The organism is Micromonospora sp. NPDC047134 (assembly GCF_040643455.1).
Lineage (GTDB): Bacteria > Actinomycetota > Actinomycetes > Mycobacteriales > Micromonosporaceae > Micromonospora.
On sequence record NZ_JBEYUI010000004.1, the window covers coordinates 43178 to 59692 of the forward strand.

Annotated in this window: 18 protein-coding genes; 8 read left to right on the forward strand and 10 right to left on the reverse strand. The window is 72.2% G+C overall.

Annotated features, from left to right (window positions below; all coding sequences use genetic code 11):
• Window positions 1-78: 78 nt before the first annotated feature.
• Together ABZ795_RS07530 and ABZ795_RS07535 are read right to left on the reverse strand one after the other, a co-directional pair.
• Window positions 79-1359, reverse strand: a complete 1281-nt coding sequence (locus ABZ795_RS07530; RefSeq protein ID WP_327025050.1) for an AI-2E family transporter — start codon at window positions 1357-1359, stop codon at window positions 79-81.
• An 84-nt stretch (window positions 1360-1443) separates the two neighbouring features.
• Entirely contained in the window at window positions 1444-2256 is an 813-nt protein-coding gene (locus tag ABZ795_RS07535) for a DUF3097 domain-containing protein (protein WP_357529719.1), read from the reverse strand.
• A gap of 242 nt (window positions 2257-2498) precedes the next feature.
• Between ABZ795_RS07535 and ABZ795_RS07540 the strand changes: the two genes are divergently transcribed.
• The gene (locus ABZ795_RS07540; protein WP_327025048.1) at window positions 2499-3293 is read left to right on the forward strand and encodes a hypothetical protein; all 795 of its coding nucleotides are present in this window, start codon (window positions 2499-2501) and stop codon (window positions 3291-3293) included.
• Between the two features lie 13 nt (window positions 3294-3306).
• Window positions 3307-4083 (forward strand): alpha/beta hydrolase, encoded by a 777-nt coding sequence (locus ABZ795_RS07545; protein ID WP_357529720.1) that lies wholly within the window; start codon window positions 3307-3309, stop codon window positions 4081-4083.
• A 31-nt stretch (window positions 4084-4114) separates the two neighbouring features.
• Here the strand turns inward: ABZ795_RS07545 and ABZ795_RS07550 are convergent, their stop codons facing one another.
• The 4 genes from ABZ795_RS07550 to fabG form a co-directional block, all read right to left on the reverse strand.
• On the reverse strand, window positions 4115-4984 hold the full coding sequence (locus ABZ795_RS07550; protein ID WP_327025046.1) for an HAD-IIA family hydrolase: 870 nt from the start codon (window positions 4982-4984) through the stop codon (window positions 4115-4117).
• The gene (locus ABZ795_RS07555) at window positions 4933-5964 is read right to left on the reverse strand and encodes a ferrochelatase (RefSeq protein WP_327025045.1); all 1032 of its coding nucleotides are present in this window, start codon (window positions 5962-5964) and stop codon (window positions 4933-4935) included. The genes ABZ795_RS07550 and ABZ795_RS07555 overlap by 52 nt, the downstream gene beginning before the upstream one ends.
• A 112-nt stretch (window positions 5965-6076) precedes the next feature.
• Entirely contained in the window at window positions 6077-6844 is a 768-nt protein-coding gene (gene fabI, locus ABZ795_RS07560; protein ID WP_357529864.1) for an enoyl-ACP reductase FabI, read from the reverse strand.
• 42 nt (window positions 6845-6886) lie between these two features.
• Entirely contained in the window at window positions 6887-7591 is a 705-nt protein-coding gene (gene fabG, locus ABZ795_RS07565; protein ID WP_327025044.1) for a 3-oxoacyl-ACP reductase FabG, read from the reverse strand.
• A 515-nt stretch (window positions 7592-8106) separates the two neighbouring features.
• Between fabG and ABZ795_RS07570 the strand changes: the two genes are divergently transcribed.
• Window positions 8107-8232, forward strand: a complete 126-nt coding sequence (locus ABZ795_RS07570) for a hypothetical protein (RefSeq protein ID WP_327025043.1) — start codon at window positions 8107-8109, stop codon at window positions 8230-8232.
• Window positions 8233-8353: 121 nt separating this feature from the next.
• Here the strand turns inward: ABZ795_RS07570 and ABZ795_RS07575 are convergent, their stop codons facing one another.
• Genes ABZ795_RS07575 through ABZ795_RS07585 form a run of 3 tightly spaced genes read right to left on the reverse strand, consistent with a single transcriptional unit; the run spans window position 8354 to window position 11402 of the window.
• The gene (locus ABZ795_RS07575) at window positions 8354-9304 is read right to left on the reverse strand and encodes a VWA domain-containing protein (protein ID WP_327025042.1); all 951 of its coding nucleotides are present in this window, start codon (window positions 9302-9304) and stop codon (window positions 8354-8356) included.
• Window positions 9301-10320 carry a DUF58 domain-containing protein gene (locus tag ABZ795_RS07580; RefSeq protein ID WP_357529721.1) on the reverse strand — a complete coding sequence of 340 codons (1020 nt, stop codon included), beginning with the start codon at window positions 10318-10320 and terminating at the stop codon, window positions 9301-9303. The genes ABZ795_RS07575 and ABZ795_RS07580 overlap by 4 nt, the downstream gene beginning before the upstream one ends.
• A complete protein-coding gene (locus tag ABZ795_RS07585) occupies window positions 10299-11402 on the reverse strand; it encodes a MoxR family ATPase (protein ID WP_357529722.1) in 1104 nt (367 codons plus the stop codon). The genes ABZ795_RS07580 and ABZ795_RS07585 overlap by 22 nt, the downstream gene beginning before the upstream one ends.
• Window positions 11403-11643: 241 nt before the next feature.
• Between ABZ795_RS07585 and ABZ795_RS07590 the strand changes: the two genes are divergently transcribed.
• The 3 genes from ABZ795_RS07590 (at window position 11644) to ABZ795_RS07600 (ending at window position 13992) form a co-directional block, all read left to right on the forward strand.
• Window positions 11644-11910 carry a hypothetical protein gene (locus tag ABZ795_RS07590; RefSeq protein ID WP_357529723.1) on the forward strand — a complete coding sequence of 89 codons (267 nt, stop codon included), beginning with the start codon at window positions 11644-11646 and terminating at the stop codon, window positions 11908-11910.
• Entirely contained in the window at window positions 11900-12442 is a 543-nt protein-coding gene (locus ABZ795_RS07595; protein ID WP_357529724.1) for a PH domain-containing protein, read from the forward strand. Before ABZ795_RS07590 ends, ABZ795_RS07595 begins: the two co-directional genes overlap by 11 nt.
• A 218-nt stretch (window positions 12443-12660) precedes the next feature.
• Complete coding sequence (locus ABZ795_RS07600) at window positions 12661-13992, forward strand: PH domain-containing protein (RefSeq protein ID WP_327027049.1); 1332 nt, start codon at window positions 12661-12663, stop codon at window positions 13990-13992.
• A gap of 80 nt (window positions 13993-14072) precedes the next feature.
• Here ABZ795_RS07600 and ABZ795_RS07605 read toward each other — a convergent pair whose 3' ends face one another.
• Entirely contained in the window at window positions 14073-15101 is a 1029-nt protein-coding gene (locus ABZ795_RS07605) for a phosphatase PAP2 family protein (protein WP_357529725.1), read from the reverse strand.
• Window positions 15102-15265: 164 nt separating this feature from the next.
• On the opposite strand from ABZ795_RS07605, the gene ABZ795_RS07610 reads away from it, so the two are divergent.
• Window positions 15266-15670: a hotdog domain-containing protein gene (locus tag ABZ795_RS07610; protein ID WP_327025036.1), complete on the forward strand. Its 405-nt coding sequence runs from the start codon at window positions 15266-15268 to the stop codon at window positions 15668-15670.
• Window positions 15667-16497, forward strand: a complete 831-nt coding sequence (locus ABZ795_RS07615; protein ID WP_357529726.1) for an MBL fold metallo-hydrolase — start codon at window positions 15667-15669, stop codon at window positions 16495-16497. Before ABZ795_RS07610 ends, ABZ795_RS07615 begins: the two co-directional genes overlap by 4 nt.
• Window positions 16498-16515: the final 18 nt, after the last annotated feature.

Here is a 16515-nt window from a genome sequence, read left to right on the forward strand (position 1 = left end):
GTTACCGGTACAGGAAAGCGCTGTCCCCACCGCTAACCTCATGATCAACGCAGCGGGCCCGGGTCGGGGTGAGGGGTGTTATGGCGCGGTGGAGCGGACGACCACTGCGTCCGGGACGGGTGGGGCCGGTTCCGGGGGGCGGCGGGCCAGGCGACGCACGGCCGTGTTGAGCACGGCGATCAACGGTACGGCGACGAGTGCTCCGACGATGCCGTCGAGCACCACCCCGGCGGTCACCGCCAGCACCACCGGCAGCGGGTGCAGGGCCACCGCCCGACCCATGATCCAGGGCTGGAGGACGTTGCCCTCCAGCTGCTGCACCACGATCACCGCCCCGAGAATCGCCAGGGCGGTGACCCAGCCGCTGTCGACCAGGGCGACCAGTACCGCCACCGCACCGGACAGGGTGGCACCGACGATCGGGATGAAGGCGCCGAGGAACACCAGTGCGGCCAGTGGGAAGGCGAACGGCACGTCGAACAGCACCAGGGCGATCCCGATGCCCAGCGCGTCGATGAAGGCCACCAGCACGGTGGCCCGGACGTAGGCCACCAGGGTCAACCAGGAGGCCCGACCGGCGTCGTCGGCCCGCCAACGGGCCGCCACCGGCAGCATCCCGACCAGGAACCGCCAGATCCGGTCACCGTCGCGCAGGAAGAAGAACATCGCGAACAGCACCAGCAGGGTGCCGGTGAACACCTCGAACACCGTGCCGGCGGTGTTGATCGCCCCGCTGGTCAGGGACTGGCTGTTCTCGTTGATCCACTTCTGGCCAGCCTCGACGTAGCCGTTGAGTTGCCCGTCGGACAGCCCGAGGGGGCCGTCGCGCAACCAGTCCTGGATCTGCCCGATGCCGGCCGAGGCCCGCACACTCAGGTCGGGCAAACCGACGATGAACTGGTTGACCACCAGGGTCAGGGTGCCCACCACCGCGCCGAGCCCGCTGATCAGCACCACCGCAGTGGCCAGGCTCCGGGGTACCCGCAACCGCAGCAGCCACCCGACCGCCGGGGCCAGCAGGGCGGTCAGCAGCAGGGCCACCAGCAGGGGAACGATGACGATGCGAACGGTGCCCATCAGGCGCAGCAGCGCCCAGCCGACCACCCCGATCACGATCAGCCGCCAGGACCAGGCGGCGGCGATCCGCAGTGCCTTCGGCACATCGGAGTCGTCCCGGCTGGTCGTCGAGCCACCGCCGTCGACCGGCGGCACGGGCTGCCAGGGCGGCGGGACGGCGACCGCCTCCTGGGCGCGGATCGCCGCTCGTTCGCGCTGTCGCTCGCGGGCGGCGCGTACGGACGCGCGTCCCACCTGGAACGCCTGACGCACCCGCCGTCGCGGCTGCTCGAAGCGGCTCAACCGGCACCCCCGGGAGTGGTAGGGATCAGGCGGTACACCGTAGCGCCTGCGGCCCCGCCCGACACAGACCGCCGAGAGCGCGGATCAGCCCGGCTCGGTGACGAAATCGATCAACCGCTCCATGGCGTTGATCAGCGGGGTCTCCACCTCCGCGTAGGTGTTGACCCGGGACAGGATGTGCCGCCACATGTCGGCCGGCTCGGCGACCCCTAGCGCCGCGCAGACCCCCTCCTTCCACGGCCGCCCCGGCGGCACCACCGGCCACGCCCGGATGCCCAGCGCCGCCGGCTTCACCGCCTGCCACACATCGACGTACGGATGCCCGGTGACCAGCACGTGTGGCGAGGTCACCCGGGCCACTATCCGGCTCTCCTTCGAGCCGGGCACGAGATGGTCGACGAGGACCCCGAGCCGCCGGTGCGGGGCCGGGCCGAACTCGCGTACCGCGGCGTCCAGGTCGTCGATCCCCTCCAGGGGTTCCACCACCACACCCTCGATGCGCAGGTCGTCGCCCCAGATCCGTTCGACCAGGGCGGCGTCGTGCACCCCCTCCACCCAGATCCGGCTGGCCCGGGCGACGCGGGCGCGTACCCCCTCGACCGCTACGGAACCCGAGGCGGTACGCCGACGCGCGGCCGGCACCGGCGCCCGGGCGGGTCGGCGCAGGGTGACCGGCTGACCGTCGAGCAGGAAGGCGGCCGGACGCAGCGGGAAGTTGCGCCGCTTACCGTGCCGGTCCTCCAGCACCACCGCACCGGACTCGAACCCGACCACCGCGCCACAGAAACCCGAATCGGCGTCCTCGACCACCAGGTCCGCCTCGGCGTCGACCTCCGGAATCACCTTCCGCCGCCGCCAGTCCCCCGCCAGAACGTCCTCGCCATACCGCCGCCCCATCCCCGGCACGCTAGTCCCACCCACCCGACCCCACATCTCGACGCGCCGCCCACCCCGCCCTCTGGCCGCCGATCATGCACTTAGCGTCGCGACGAAAGGTGCAGAAGTGCATGAACCAGCGACCAAAAGTGCATGATCGACGGGGAGATGGCGGGGGTGGGAGGGGCGGGGTGGGAGGGGGTGGGAAGGGGTGGAGTGCGGCAGTCGAGACAGGGGCGGGCAAGAACACGTACTCTTTCGGCATGTCCACCCCCGCTGCGGGTGCGGCCATCCTTGCGCCGCGCCGGTCGAGCCGGTTCGTTGCCTGGGTGCGCGCATGGCGCGCCGGCCTGGTGCCCTTCGACGAAGTCGCCGACGAGGTCGCCGGTGACGAGGAGCACCTGGTCGCCGACGCACCCGGCACCTGGACGGACGTGCCGTTGCGGGAGGCCCTGCCCACCCTGGCCAAGCTCTCGCCGGACGAGATCCGGCTGGTGCTGCCGGCCCCGGGCGACCCCCGTGGCCTGCCCGGCCCGGGTGACTTCGCCGGGGCCGCCCTGGTCACCGGCGAGGCCGTCATCGCCGGTCCGATGGGCCTGATCCCGGAGGTACGGGTGCACACCTCCGGCTCCGGGGACACCTTCGAGACCGTGCTCTGGCGGGTGTACCCCCTGCCGGCCAACGCCCCGGCCGCCGCGCTCACCCTGCCCGGTGCCGCCGAGGCGGAGGCGGAGCTGGCCGCCGCGCTCGCCGACACGACCGCGGCACTGACCCGACTGGACATCGCCCAGTGGCGTCCCGAGCTGGCCGGGGCCCTGGAGGCCCTGCGCCGCCCGGACGGCACCACCGACCTGCCGCCCGGCTTCGACCCGCGATCGCGCCGGTTGTTCGCCCGGGCCGCCGTACTCGACCGGGTGCTGGCCCTGGCCGGGCACGCCGCACCCGGCGGTGCGGTCAACAACCACGAGGCCCAGCAGCGCGATGCCGCCCTGCGCCCCCTGACCACGGCCTGCCGTCAGGCCCTCGTCGCCGCCTGCAACGCCCCCCTGCGGCCGTAGCCCGGAGGACCCCATGCCGTTCGTAACCTCCCGGGACGGGACGCGGATCGCCTACGAACGGGAGGGTGCCGGCCCGGCGCTGATCCTCATCGACGCCGCCGGGCACTTCCGGGCCAACAGCCCCCTGGACGAGTTGGCCGTCCTGCTGGCCCAGGGCTTCACGGTCTACCGCTACGACCGGCGCGGCCGCGGGGACAGCGGCGACACCCCGCCGTACGCCCCGCAGCGCGAGGTCGAGGACCTGGCCGCCCTGATCGCCGAGGCGGGAGCACCGGTCTCGCTGTACGGGTACTCCTCGGGCTGTCTGCTCGCCCTGCACACGGCCGCCGCCGGTGTCGACGTACGACGATTGGCCCTGTTGGAGCCGCCACTGGACACGGACGACGACCGCGCCGAGGCGCGGGCCTTCACCGCGAAGCTGCGGGAGTTGGGCGGCGAGGAGGCGGTGGGGTTCTTCCTCACCGAGATCGGCGTACCGGACGACCTGCTGGCCGGGATGCGCGGCACCCCGCACTGGACAGCCATGGTCTCGGTGGCGCACACCCTGGCGTACGACAGTCTGCTCAGCGAAGCCACCGGCGCGGCACTGCTGCGCCGGGTGGCCACCCCCACGCTGGTGCTGCACAGCGCCGGCAGCACGGCCGACCTGACCGCGATGGCCGCCACCACGGCCGCCCTGCTGCCCGCCGCCGAACAACGCAGCCTGCCCGGCGAGTGGCACGGCGTACCGGCAGCGGTGCAGGCTCCGGTGCTGGCCGACTTCCTGCGCCGCGACACCGAGCCCGCCTGACCGGCGCCGATCCGCCCGGACGCCGCAGCGGTCAGATCTCGTCGATCAGGTCGGCCACGGAGTTCACGATGCGGGAGGGACGGTACGGGTAGCGTTCCGCCTCCGTGCGGGTGCTGATGCCGGTCAGCACCAGGATGGTCTCCAACCCGGCCTCCAGGCCACAGAGGATGTCGGTGTCCATCCGGTCACCGATCATCGCGGTGCTCTCCGAGTGGGCGTCGATGGTGTTCAGCGCCGAGCGCATCATCATCGGGTTGGGTTTGCCGACGAAGTACGGCTCCACCCCGGTCGCCTTGGAGATCATCGCGGCCACGGATCCGGCGGCCGGCAGGGCCCCCTCGACCGACGGGCCGGTGGCGTCCGGGTTGGTGCAGATGAACCGGGCCCCGTCGTTGATCAGCCGGATCGCCTTGGTGATCGCCTCGAAGCTGTAGGTGCGGGTCTCCCCCAGCACCACGTAGTCGGGGGCGAAGTCGCTGAGCACGTAACCGACCGCGTGCAGGGCCGTGGTCAGCCCGGCCTCCCCGATCACGTACGCGGTCCCGCCCGGCCGCTGGTCGGCCAGGAACTGGGCGGTGGCCAGCGCGGAGGACCAGATCGCCTGCTCCGGCACGTCCAGACCCATCCGGGCCAGGCGGGCCTGCAGGTCCCTGGGGGTGTAGATGGAGTTGTTGGTCAGCACCAGGAAGGGCTTGCCGGAGGCGCGCATCCGCTTGATGAACTCCGGGGCACCCGGTATGGGCTGGCCCTCGTGCACCAGCACACCGTCCATGTCGGTGAGCCAACTCTCGACGGGTTTACGGTCTTGCATGCTCGTCTCCGCAGGGGTGTCGGGGTCGGCAGGGCCGGTCAGGAGGGACGGCGGGGCGGGACGCAGCAGACCGAGGGGCAGGTGTCCCACATCGGCAGCTCGCCGAGCCGGCGACGCAGGTCGACCCCGGCCGGGTCGATGCGTTCCTGGACCAACTCCCGCACCATGGTCACGAAGCGGGGGTCGGTGCCCGGGGTGTCCGCCCGGACATAGTCCAGGCCCAGTCGGGTGGCCGTGTCCCGCGCCTCGGTGTCCAGGTCCCAGATCACCTCAAGGTGGTCGGAGACGAAACCGATCGGGCTGACCACCACCCCGGTCACCTGCTGGTCGGCCAGGGCGGTCAGGTGGTCGTTGATGTCCGGCTCCAGCCACGGGACGTGCGGCGGCCCGGATCGGCTCTGCCACACCAGGTCGTAGGGCAGGTCGGGGGCGGCCCCCGCGTGCACCAGCCGGGCCGTCTCGGCCAGTTGGGCGGTGTACCGGCCACCGTGCGGGCCGGCGCTGTCGGCCATGGTCACCGGTACGGAGTGGGCGGTGAAGACCAGCCGGGTGGTGTCCCGCCGAGCCGGGTCCAGTCGGCTCAGCGCGGCCCGTACGGCGTCGATGTGCGGCTCGACGAAGCCGGGGTGGTCCCAGAACTGGCGCAGCTTCTCGATCACGGGTGCGTCCGAGCCGACCGCGGCCCGGGCGGCGGTGATGTCCTCCTGGTACTGCCGGCAGGAGGAGTACCCGCCGAAGGCGCTGGTGGCGAACGCCAGGGCCCGGCGTACCCCGTCGTCGCGCATCTGGGCCAGGGTGTCCGCGAGCATCGGGTGCCAGTTGCGGTTGCCCCAGTACACCGGCAGGTCCAGGCCGTGGGCGGCGAAGTCGGCGCGGACCGCGGCCAGCAGGTCCCGGCACTGCTGGTTGATCGGGGAGACTCCGCCGAAGTGCTGGTAGTGCTCGGCGACCTCGGCCAGCCGCTGCGGCGGGATGCCCCGCCCCCGGGTGACGTTCTGGAGGAAGGGCAGCACGTCGTCCGGCCCCTCCGGGCCACCGAAGGAGACCAGCACCAACGCGTCGTACGCCATGGTCCCATTCTTGCCCCTGCCGGGCGGCGTACCGGCAACGCCCCCGGGTCCCGGCCGTTAAGAAGGGCCCCCTGCTACACCGTAGGCGTTAACAGGGGGCCCTTCCTTTCACCTAGGCGCCGATTGCGTGGTAGCCGCCGTCGACGTGCACGATCTCGCCGGTGGTGGCGGGGAACCAGTCCGACAGCAGGGCCAGGCAGGCCCGGGCGGCCGGCTCCTGGTCGGCCAGGTCCCAGCCCAGCGGGGCCCGTCCGGACCAGGCGTTCTCGAACTGCTCGAAGCCGGGGATCGACCTGGCGGCCATGGTCCGCAGCGGACCGGCGGCGACCAGGTTGCTGCGGATGCCCTGCTTGCCCAGGTGCAGGGCCAGGTAGCGGGAGGTGGACTCCAGCCCGGCCTTGGCCACGCCCATCCAGTCGTACACCGGCCAGGCCTGGGTGGCGTCGAAGGTCAGCCCGACCACCGCGCCGCCCGGCGACATCAGCGGCAGCGCCGCGACGGCCAGGGACTTGTAGGAGTACGTGGAGACGTGCAGGGCGGTCGCCACGTCCTCCCAGGGGGCGTCGAGGAATCCTCCGCCGAGGCAGCTCTGCGGGGCGAACCCGATCGAGTGCACCACCCCGTCCAGGCCGTCGACGTGCTCACGCACCTTGTCGGGCAGCCCGGCCAGGTGTTCGGGGTTGGTCACGTCCAGCTCGATGACGGGTGCCGCCTCGGGCAGCCGCTTGGCGATCCGCTCCACCAGCGAGAGCCGGCCGTACCCGGTCAACACGACCTGGGCGCCGTTCTCCTGGGCGAGCTTGGCGACTGAGAAGGCGATGGAGGCGTCGGTGATGACGCCGGTGACGAGCAGCCGCTTACCGGCCAGCAGTCCGGACATTTTGCTCATTCCTCCGTGCTCAGGTTCAGGGGCCTGCTCGGTTCAGTGGCCCATGCCCATGCCGCCGTCGACCGGGATGACCGCGCCGCTGATGTAGGCGGCACTGTCGCCGGCCAGCCAGGTGACGACCTCGGCGACCTCCTCCGAGCTGGCCATCCGGCCCGCCGGGATGGACCTGAGGATCTCCGCCTTGCGCCCCTCGGAGAGCTCGGCGGTCATGTCGGTCTCGATGAAGCCGGGGGCCACCACATTGGCGGTGATGTTGCGGCTGCCCAGCTCACGGGTGATCGAGCGGGCCACCCCGACCAGGCCGGCCTTGCTGGCCGCGTAGTTGACCTGACCGGCACCGCCGGAGAGACCGACCACCGAGGAGATGAAGATCATGCGACCCCACTTGGCCCGCAGCATCTTCGCCGAGGCCCGCTTGGCGCAGCGGTACGCCCCGGTCAGGTTGGTGTCCAGCACCCGGGTGAACTGCTCCTCGGACATCCGCAGCAGCAGGGTGTCGTCCGTGATGCCGGCGTTGGCGACCAGCACCTCCACCGGGCCGAACTCCGCCTCCACGGCCGTGAACGCCGCGTCGACCGACTCGCTGTCGGTGACGTCGCACCGCACCCCGAAGATCCCGTCGGGTGCGCCGCTGCCCCGGTGCGTGATCGCCACCCGGTCGCCCTGCTTGGCGAACGCCTGGGCGATGGCCAGACCGATGCCGCGGTTGCCACCGGTAACCAACACAGTTCGAGACACGGGCGTCCCTCCAAAAGATCGTTGCGGGTGGAGACTAGGTGCTACCGCACGGTAATCCCTAACCCGTCCCACGTCATCGCACCTATCGTGCTCGCTTCCATCTCGGACGGCGGAAGTGTGCCCATGCGGGGCCATCCCGTCGACTGCCAGCCTTTCCGGCCTCCGCCGCCGGACAGTCGACCCCGGTTCGCGGGGGCGGTCGACCGAATGCGCCCCGGGGCGGTACCGGGTGTACGCTGACGGGCGTTCGCGGGTCGCTCGGCGACCCGTATCGCCCGGACCGACCCCGACCTCAGGAGGTGATCGCTGTGCCAGATAGCGATCCTCCCAGTCGTGGCCGGGCCGACCGCCAGTCACGCTGAGCATCTCTCCGCCTGAGCTGGCCCGCTCCCCGCGCACCCGCCACCGCCCTTCGGCCGTAAGCCGCAGTGGTCGATCCTGCGGGTGCCAACCGGAAGCCCCCGGTCACGACTTCGAGTGTGTGCATCCCCGATTCACTCCTCGCCGGTCCCGCCATGTCCCGGGCCGACGAACCGCTCACCCCGGAGTCTGTCATGAGCCGCTACGTCGCCCCGCTGGGCTTCACCCTCGCCGCCGTCTGGGTGGCCGTCCTGTTCGTGATGGCCAGCGGCACCCACTGACCGCCCCGCCCAGGGTGACCCCCGGCAAGATCGTGCTCGATCCAGGATCGAGTGGCCTGGCGGCGTGCGCTTAGCCACTCGATCCTGGATCGAGCGTGATCACCACGACTGAGCGGGGTGGTCAGACCAGGCGGGAGGACCAGAGCAGGCTGGTCGCCCCGGCGCAGAGGGCCAGCAGCAGGGCGATGCCGGCGTACCACTGGGTGATCTCCCGGGCCTCGGTCCGGAAGCCGATCGAGCTGCCCATGTCCTGGTACACCTGCTTGAGCTCGCTGACCGAGGCGGCCTCGTAGAAGTAGCCCTCGGTCGTCTCGGCCAGGGCGGCCAGGGCCATCCGGTCCACCGGCACCCGTTGCAACTGCCCGCCGATGGCCACATGACCGGCGTCCGTACCGAAGGCGATCGTGGAGACCGGCACATTGGCCGCCTGGGCCGCTGCGGCGGCCTCCTCCACCGACCGGCCGGCCGTGCGGAAGCCGTCGGACAGCAGCACGATCCGGGCCGGGGGGATCCCGGCCGCCCCGTCGGCCGGCACCGACCGGATCGCCTCCAGGCAGGTGAAGACCGCCTCCCCGGTGGCGGTCGCCTCGGCCAGCACCAGCCCGTCGATCGCACTGGTCACCGCCGGACGGTCCTTGGTCGGGGGCACCAGCACGTTCGCCGACTTGGCGAAGGAGACCAACCCCACGTTGTACGTCTCCGGTAGTTCCCGGACGAACTGCTTGGCCGCCTCCTGGGCCGCCTCCAGGCGGTTCGGGGGCACGTCGTCGGCCTGCATCGACAGCGACACGTCGATGGCCAGCATGATGGTGGCGCGTTCCAGGGGTTCCCGGGTGTCCATCGCCGGGCGAGCCAGGGCACCGGCCAGCACCAGCAGGGCCAGCAGGAAGGCGGTCGCCGGGACGTGCCGCCGCCAGCCCAGTCCCTTCGGCGCCACCGTACGCAGCAGGTCCACGTTGGTGAACCGCATCGCGTACTCCCGGCGGCGCAACTGCCGCCAGACGTACAGCGCGGCCAGGGCGAGCACCGGCAGTACGGCCAGCAGCCACCACGGTTGGAGCAGTCGGATCATCGTGTCGTCCCCCGGGTACGCGCGTGCCGTTGCCCGGCAACGAAGCGCACCATGTCCAGCAGCCAGTCTCGGTCCGTACGCAGTCGCAGGTGTGCGGCACCGGCGGTACGCAGGGCGGCGGAGATCTCCGCGCGCTGGGCGGCTGCCGCCGCCGCGTACCGGTGCCGCAGGCCCGGATCGGCGGTCTGCACCTCGTGCAGTTCCCCGGTCTCCGGGTCGACGACGGGCAGCACCCCGACGTCCGGTAGCTCCAGTTCCCGCGGATCGACCACCTCGATCGCCAGCACGTCGTGGCGTACCCGCAGCTTGCGCAGCGGGCGGGCCCACTGGATCGGCGGGGCCAGGAAGTCGGAGATGACCACCGCGACCCCACGCCGCCGGGGTGGGCGGTTGAGCATGTCCACCAGTGCGCCCAGGTCACTGCGGCCGGGCCGACTCTCCGTGCCGGCGATGGCCCGCAGCATGCCCTGGGCCTCCTTGCGCCCGGACCGGGCCGGCAGCCGGACCAGCCGCCCCGGCCCGACGGGTACGGGTGCCGACCGGCGACCCCGACGCTGGGCGGGCACCTCGTCGCCGCTGCCGACCACCGCGCCGATCCGGTTGCCGCCCCGCACGGTCAGGTGGGTGATGGCCGCCGCCGCGGCGATCACCACCTCCCGCTTGAGCCACCGGCCGGTGCCGAAGTCCAGGCTCGCCGACAGGTCCACCGCCAACCAGGTCTCCAGCTCACGGTCGGCCACCGTACGGCGTACGTGCGGGGTGGTGGTGCGGGCGGTGACCGGCCAGTCCATCCGGCGTACGTCGTCACCGGGGCGGTACTCCCGGGACTCGCCCGCCTCACTGCCCGGGCCCGGCAGCAGCCCGGCGTAGTCGCCCTGCAACAGCCCGTCGAGTTTGCGGGTGACCAGCAGCTGCAACCGGGCCAGCACGGCACCGGAGCGGTTGTCCGCCGCCTGTGCGGATTCCCGGTTACCGCTGGGAGGGGTGGTCGAGGTCACGGCCGCTGCCCGGGCCACCCCGAGGTCGGCGCTCCCGTCGGCGGCGGGGTGGCCTGCTGCCGGGGCGCCACCGAGGGCATCGGGATGGTCGACATGACCCGGTGCACCACGTGGTCGGCCGGCACGTCGTCGGCCAGGGCGTCGTAGCTGAGCACCAGCCGGTGTCGCAGGATGTCCGGGGCGATGTCCTGAACGTCCTGCGGCAGGGCGTAGTCCCGACCGCGCAGCAGGGCCAGCGCCCGGGTGGCCCGGACCAGACCGAGGGAGGCCCGTGGGCTGGCACCGTACTGGATCAGTCGCGCCACGTCGGGCATCCCGTGCTCGGCGGGGGTACGGGTGGCCAGCACCAGCCGCACCGCGTAGTCGATCAGGGCATTGTGTACGAACACCTGGTCGGCCTTGCGTTGCAGGGCGAGCAGGTCCTCGGTGTCGAACACCGTGGTGGGCTCGGGCGGGGCCACCCCCATCCGGTAGACGATCTCCCGCTCCTCCGCGTCGGTCGGATAACCCACGACGATCTTCATGAGGAAACGGTCCCGCTGGGCCTCCGGCAGGGGGTAAACCCCCTCCTGCTCGATCGGGTTCTGGGTGGCCATCACCAGGAAGGGGTTCGGTACCCGGTGGCTCTCCCCGCCGATGGAGACCTGCCGCTCGCTCATCACCTCCAGCAGCGCCGACTGCACCTTGGCCGGGGCCCGGTTGATCTCGTCAGCGAGCAGGAAGTTGACGAACACCGGTCCCAGCTCCACGTCGAACTTCTCGCTGGACTGCCGGTAGATCCGGGTGCCCATGATGTCGGCCGGCACCAGGTCCGGGGTGAACTGCACCCGGGCGAAGGAGCCGCCGACGACCTTGGCCAGGGTCTCCACCGCCAGGGTCTTGGCCACCCCGGGCACCCCCTCCAGCAGGCAGTGCCCCCGGGCCAGCAGGGCGACGAACATCCGCTCCACCATCCGGTCCTGCCCGACGATCACCCGTTTGATCTCGAACAGGGCCCGCTCCAGCAGGCCGGCGTCCTGCGCCGGTGTGGTCGGCGCGGCGGGCGCCTGCGGCTGCGTCCCGTTCGGGGTCGGGGCGTCGGGCGTGGTCGGCTGGGCCACCGGTCCTCCACAGCATGAATCGGTCGTCGCGGCGTGTGCGCTACCAAGCCTCGCATGCCCGGCTGAGTACGGACGGCGGGAGCGACCGATTTTCGCCACGCCCGCCCCTCGGCACCGAATCGCCGATCACCAGTGGACAGAATCCGCCTCGGCGTGTGTACCATTCACCCGTCGCCGGGCGGCTTCCCCCGTGGCCGCCCGGCGCTCATCGTCTTTCTCCCGCCGCCCTAGACTGGCCGGGATGAGCGACCCCGACACCTCCACCCAGGTCCTGGTCTGTTCGGCCCGTGGGTGTCACGCCTGCGCCGGGTGGTCACTGCGGTGGAACAATCCCCGTCTGCACCAGCCCGAGCGGCGCAAGACCTGGCTGGCCTGCGACGCGCACCGCGCTCAGCTCAGCGACTTCCTCACCGCACGCGGCTTCCTGCGGGAGGTCGCCCCGCTGAGCGGATCGCCTACCCTCGAAGAGTGGACGCGCACAACAGAAGGCGGGCCCCATGACCGGTGATCAGGTGGGCGGCGGCTCGTTGCCGAGGTCGGACGCCGGGCACCCCAGCCCACTTGAGCCGTGGCCGGACACGGTCCGCTGGCAGTCGATCTCCCGGGATCTGATCTGGGTGGAGTTGCTGCGGCTGTCCGCCATGGTGGTCGTACTGTCGATCATTCTCGGGGTCGGCTGGGCGTTCACCAGCGCCTGGCCCTTCGGGCTGGCCCTCGGCCTGCTCCTGTTCTTCGCCCTCTGGCGGGCGGTGACGATCGTCCGGGCGGTACGCGCCTGGGGCTACGCCGAACGGGAGAACGATCTGCTGGTGCGGCACGGGCTGCTGGTCCGTCGGCTCTCCATCGTGCCGTACTCCCGAATGCAGTTCGTCGATGTCAGTGCCGGCCCCCTGGAGCGGGCCTTCGACCTGGCCACCGTGCAGTTGCACACCGCGGCGGCGGCCAGTGACGCCCGGGTGCCGGGGCTTCGGCCCGCGGAGGCCTCCCGGTTGCGCGACCGGCTCACCGCCCTCGGCGAGGACCGGGCGGAAGGGCTGTGAGCGACCCCGTCGGCGGGGACTCGGACCGCACCCCGCCCTCGCCGGACACCGCACCCTCCGCCAGTTCCCCAACAGCCCCAGCCCCTCCCCCGCCAGCCGGCCCATCACCCGTAGCCCCGCCACCACCAGCCGGCCCGTTGCCGGGGGCGGTGCCACCGCAGTATCCGTACGGATATCTTCCGGGCGCGGGGCCGCCGCAGTATCCGCCCGGTGGTTGGCTGGGCTCGCCGCAGGCACCGCAGGCTCGGCAGCGGCTGCATCCGCTGAGTCCGGTGCTGCACAGCGCCCGGTCTCTGGTCGTGGTCATCGCCGGGCTGTCCTGGTCGACCTTGTCCCGGGTCGGGTTCGGCTGGTTCGCGGCGATGGTGTCCGTGATCGTCCTGGGCGCTGCCGTGCTGGCCGTGGTCAGTTGGTACAACACCGGCTACCAGGTGGTGGGCCGCGAGCTGCGGATCCACGAAGGGCTGTTGTGGCGCCGGACCCGGGCGATCCCGCTGGAACGCCTCCAGGCCGTCGAGGTGGTCCGGCCCCTGCTCGCCCAGCTCACCGGGTTGGCCGAGTTGCGGTTGGAGGTGGTCGGCGGCGGTAAGACGGAGGCCCCGCTGGCCTTCCTCAGCCTGGCCGAGGCCTCCGCGCTGCGCCAACGCCTGCTGGCCCTGGCCGGGTCACCGACCGTCAGCGCACCCGGTGCCGGGCCCCGGCCTGCTCCGCTGGCCACCCCTGCCGGGGCCGAGCCGCCGGCCGGTAGGCAACTGCATGCGGTACGCAACCATGATCTGCTGATCAGTCAGTTGCTCACCCCCCAGGCGTTCCTGCTGCCGTTCGGTGTGCTCTTCGTCGCCGCGCAGTTCCTGTCGGAGGGTTCCTGGTCGTTCATCGCGGTGGCCAGCACCCTGACCGCGATGGCCGGCATCCTGCTGCAACCGGTTCGCCGGGTGCTGGACGACTGGCGGTTCCAACTGGCCCGCGACGAGGACCGGCTGCGGATCCGCAACGGTCTGCTGGAGACCAGGATGCAGACCGTACCCCTGCACCGGGTGCAGACCGTCGGGGTGACCTGGCCGCTGCTCTGGCGGTTCAAGGGCTGGTTGCGGATGCGCCTGGAGGTGGCGGGCTACTCCGGCGGCGAGCCGGACCAGCGCAGTCGCCCCGACCGTCTGCTGCCGGTCGGTGACCTCCGCACCGCCGAGGCGATCATGGCCGAGGTGCTGCCGGGGGTCGATCTGTCGTCGCTGCCGCTGACCACGCCGCCGGAGCGGGCCCGCTGGCTCAACCCGCTGAGCCGCCAGGTGCTCGGTGCCGGGCTGACCCCGCAGGTCTTCGCGGTGCGTTCCGGCCTGCTGACCCGCCAGGTGACCGTCGTGCCGTACGCCCGGTTGCAGAGTGTCCGGGTGGTGCAGGGGCCGTTGCAGCGGCTGCTGCGGCTGGCCACGGTCCATGCCGACACGGCCGGTGGGGCCGGGGCGGCGGCCGTCGACCGGGATCTGGCCGAGGCCTGGGCCCTGGCGGCGGAGTTGTCCGCGCGAGGGCACGCCGCCCGCCAGCAGTGACCGCCCGACCCCACGCCGCCCGCCGCCGGCAGTGACACCCGCTCGACCCCGGCAGTGACCGCCCGAACCGCGAGGGTCGGTCAGCGGGTGGCCGGGACGGTGGTGGGGTCGGCCGGGGTGACCGGCGGGTCGGCGGGGGTGTCCGTCGGGGTGCGGCCTGCCTTTCGGCCGGCCCACCAGCGCTCGGCCAGGCCCACCACCAGGAAGGTCATCCCGACGTACGCCCAGCCGACCAGCACGTCGATCACGTAGTGCTCGCCGCTGTAGACCAGGGTGAAGGTCATCGCCAGCGGATACGCCAACAGCAGCGGCCACCAGCGACGCCGCACCCCGCTCAGGAAGAACAGCACCACGAACAGGGCGAAGGCGGTGTGCAGCGACGGCATCGCGGCCACCGGGTTGGAGGCAAGCTGACCGGCGTTGAGCAGGTTGCCGGCGCCGTGCATGCCGAACTCCCGCCACCCCCGGGTGGAGATGCGTGCCACCTCCGTCAGCAGCCCGTTCTGCGCCGCCCACCAGGGCGGGGCGGCCGGGTAGAGGAAGTAGGTGACCAGGCCGGCGGCGCAGAGGAAGAACCAGCGGCGCATGAAGGCCGCCCAGCGGGCGCGAGAGTGCACCCAGAGCACCGCGGCAGCGGCCAGGGCCGCCACGAAGTGGGAGAAGTACACCCAACTGACGAGTACGTCGTACCAGCGCACGTCGGGGTGGTAGAGGTGCTGCTGCAACCAGACCGTCGGCACCTCCCCGCCGGTGAGCCAGCCGAACATCACCCGGTCGGCGAGGATCAACTCGTACGCGTGCGGGACCGTCCCGTCGTGGTAGGCGAAACCACGGGACAGGTTGTACGCGACCAGCAGCAGCACCACCGGCACCCAGTCCCGGGCGAACCGCAGGTGGCTGCGCCACGGGCGGTCGGAGTTCCAGGCGATGGTGCCGGCCCAGATCCAGAAGAAGGCGTACAGGGGGTCGGTGGGCAGGCCGATGGCCAGCCAGCACACCACGAACGCGAGGGCCCACACCAGCATCGCGACCACCCGGCGGCGACCGACCTCAGGTGGGACGGGGGCCTCGGTGGGGGCGGTGGGTTGGGGGTCGGTCACAGCAGACATCGCGGACAAGGTTAACGGCGCATCAACCACCGTCTGACGCAGGACCACCTGCCGCGCCGGGGCAGTGACCGGGGTCGCATCCCGCCGGGGCCCGACACGGCCCGGATCGCGGTGATCGTGGCGGCCACCCACCCCGACACCGGGCCAGCACCTACGCTGTGGCCATGCAGGAGCAGTCGGATCATGCCCTGACGCCGGGCCTGGTGGCCCGCGTCGCGTTGACCGTCACCGACGCCGACACCGCCCAGGCCCTGGGCTCCGGCGACGTGCCCGTGCTGGGCACCCCCCGGGTGGTCGCGCTGGCCGAGGCGGCGACCGTGGCGGCGATCACCCGTCAACTGGCGCCCGGGACGACGACGGTCGGCACCCGGGTGGAGTTGGATCACCTGGCCGCGACCCTGGTGGGCCGGACGGTGACCGCCCAGGCCGAACTGACCGCGGTCGACCGGCGTCGGTTGACCTTCGAGGTGACCGTCACCGAGGGTGAGCAGACGGTCGCGCGAGGCCGGGTGGAGCGGGTGCTGGTCGACCGGCAGCGCTTCATCGAGCGGGCGGGCGGAGCCTCATGACGGGTGGCTTCGTCGAGGTCGCCGACCGGGTCCTGGTGCTGCGGGAGCCCCTGCTGGCGGTCAACGTCACCCTGGTGCTGGGCGAGGGACAGGCCCTGCTGGTCGACACCCTGTCCACCGTTGGGCAGGCGGTCGAGCTGGCCGAGGCGGTACGCGCGGTCACTGCCGACCCGCTGACCCTGGTCAACACCCATCACCACTTCGACCACTGCTTCGGCAACGCCACCCTGGCCGCCGGGGGGTCGCGCCCGATCTGGGCCCACGAACTGGCCGCGGCGGCCTTGCGCGAGGACCCGGAAGGGCTACGCCGGCAGGCGTACGCGGAACTGCTTGACGAGCACCCCGAGCTGGCCGCCGAGGTGACCGAGGTCGAGGTGCTGGCGCCCACCCACACCCTGCGCACCGAGGTCACCCTGGACATCGGGGGGCGGCCGGTGCTGCTGCGTCACCCCGGTCGTGGGCACACCGACGCCGACCTCGTGGTGCAGGTGCCCGACGCCGAGGTGCTGATCGCCGGTGACCTGGTGGAGGAGTCCGGCCCACCCGCCTTCGAGGACTCCTACCCCCTGCAATGGCCGGAGACGGTGGCCGAACTGCTGCGCTGGGCCACCCCCTCGACGGTCGTGGTGCCGGGGCACGGCACGCCGGTGGAGATCGACTTCGTCCGAGCCCAGCACGCCCAGCTGGTCGAGTTGGCCTGGCTGATCCGGGCCGGGCACACCGGCTCGACCCCACCGGAGCGGGTCGCCGCGGACGCACCCTTTCCGGCCCGGGCCGCGTTGCTGGCCGCCCGTCGCGGCTACGCCGAGTTGGACGGCACGATCTGACCGGGTGACGGCCGGGCC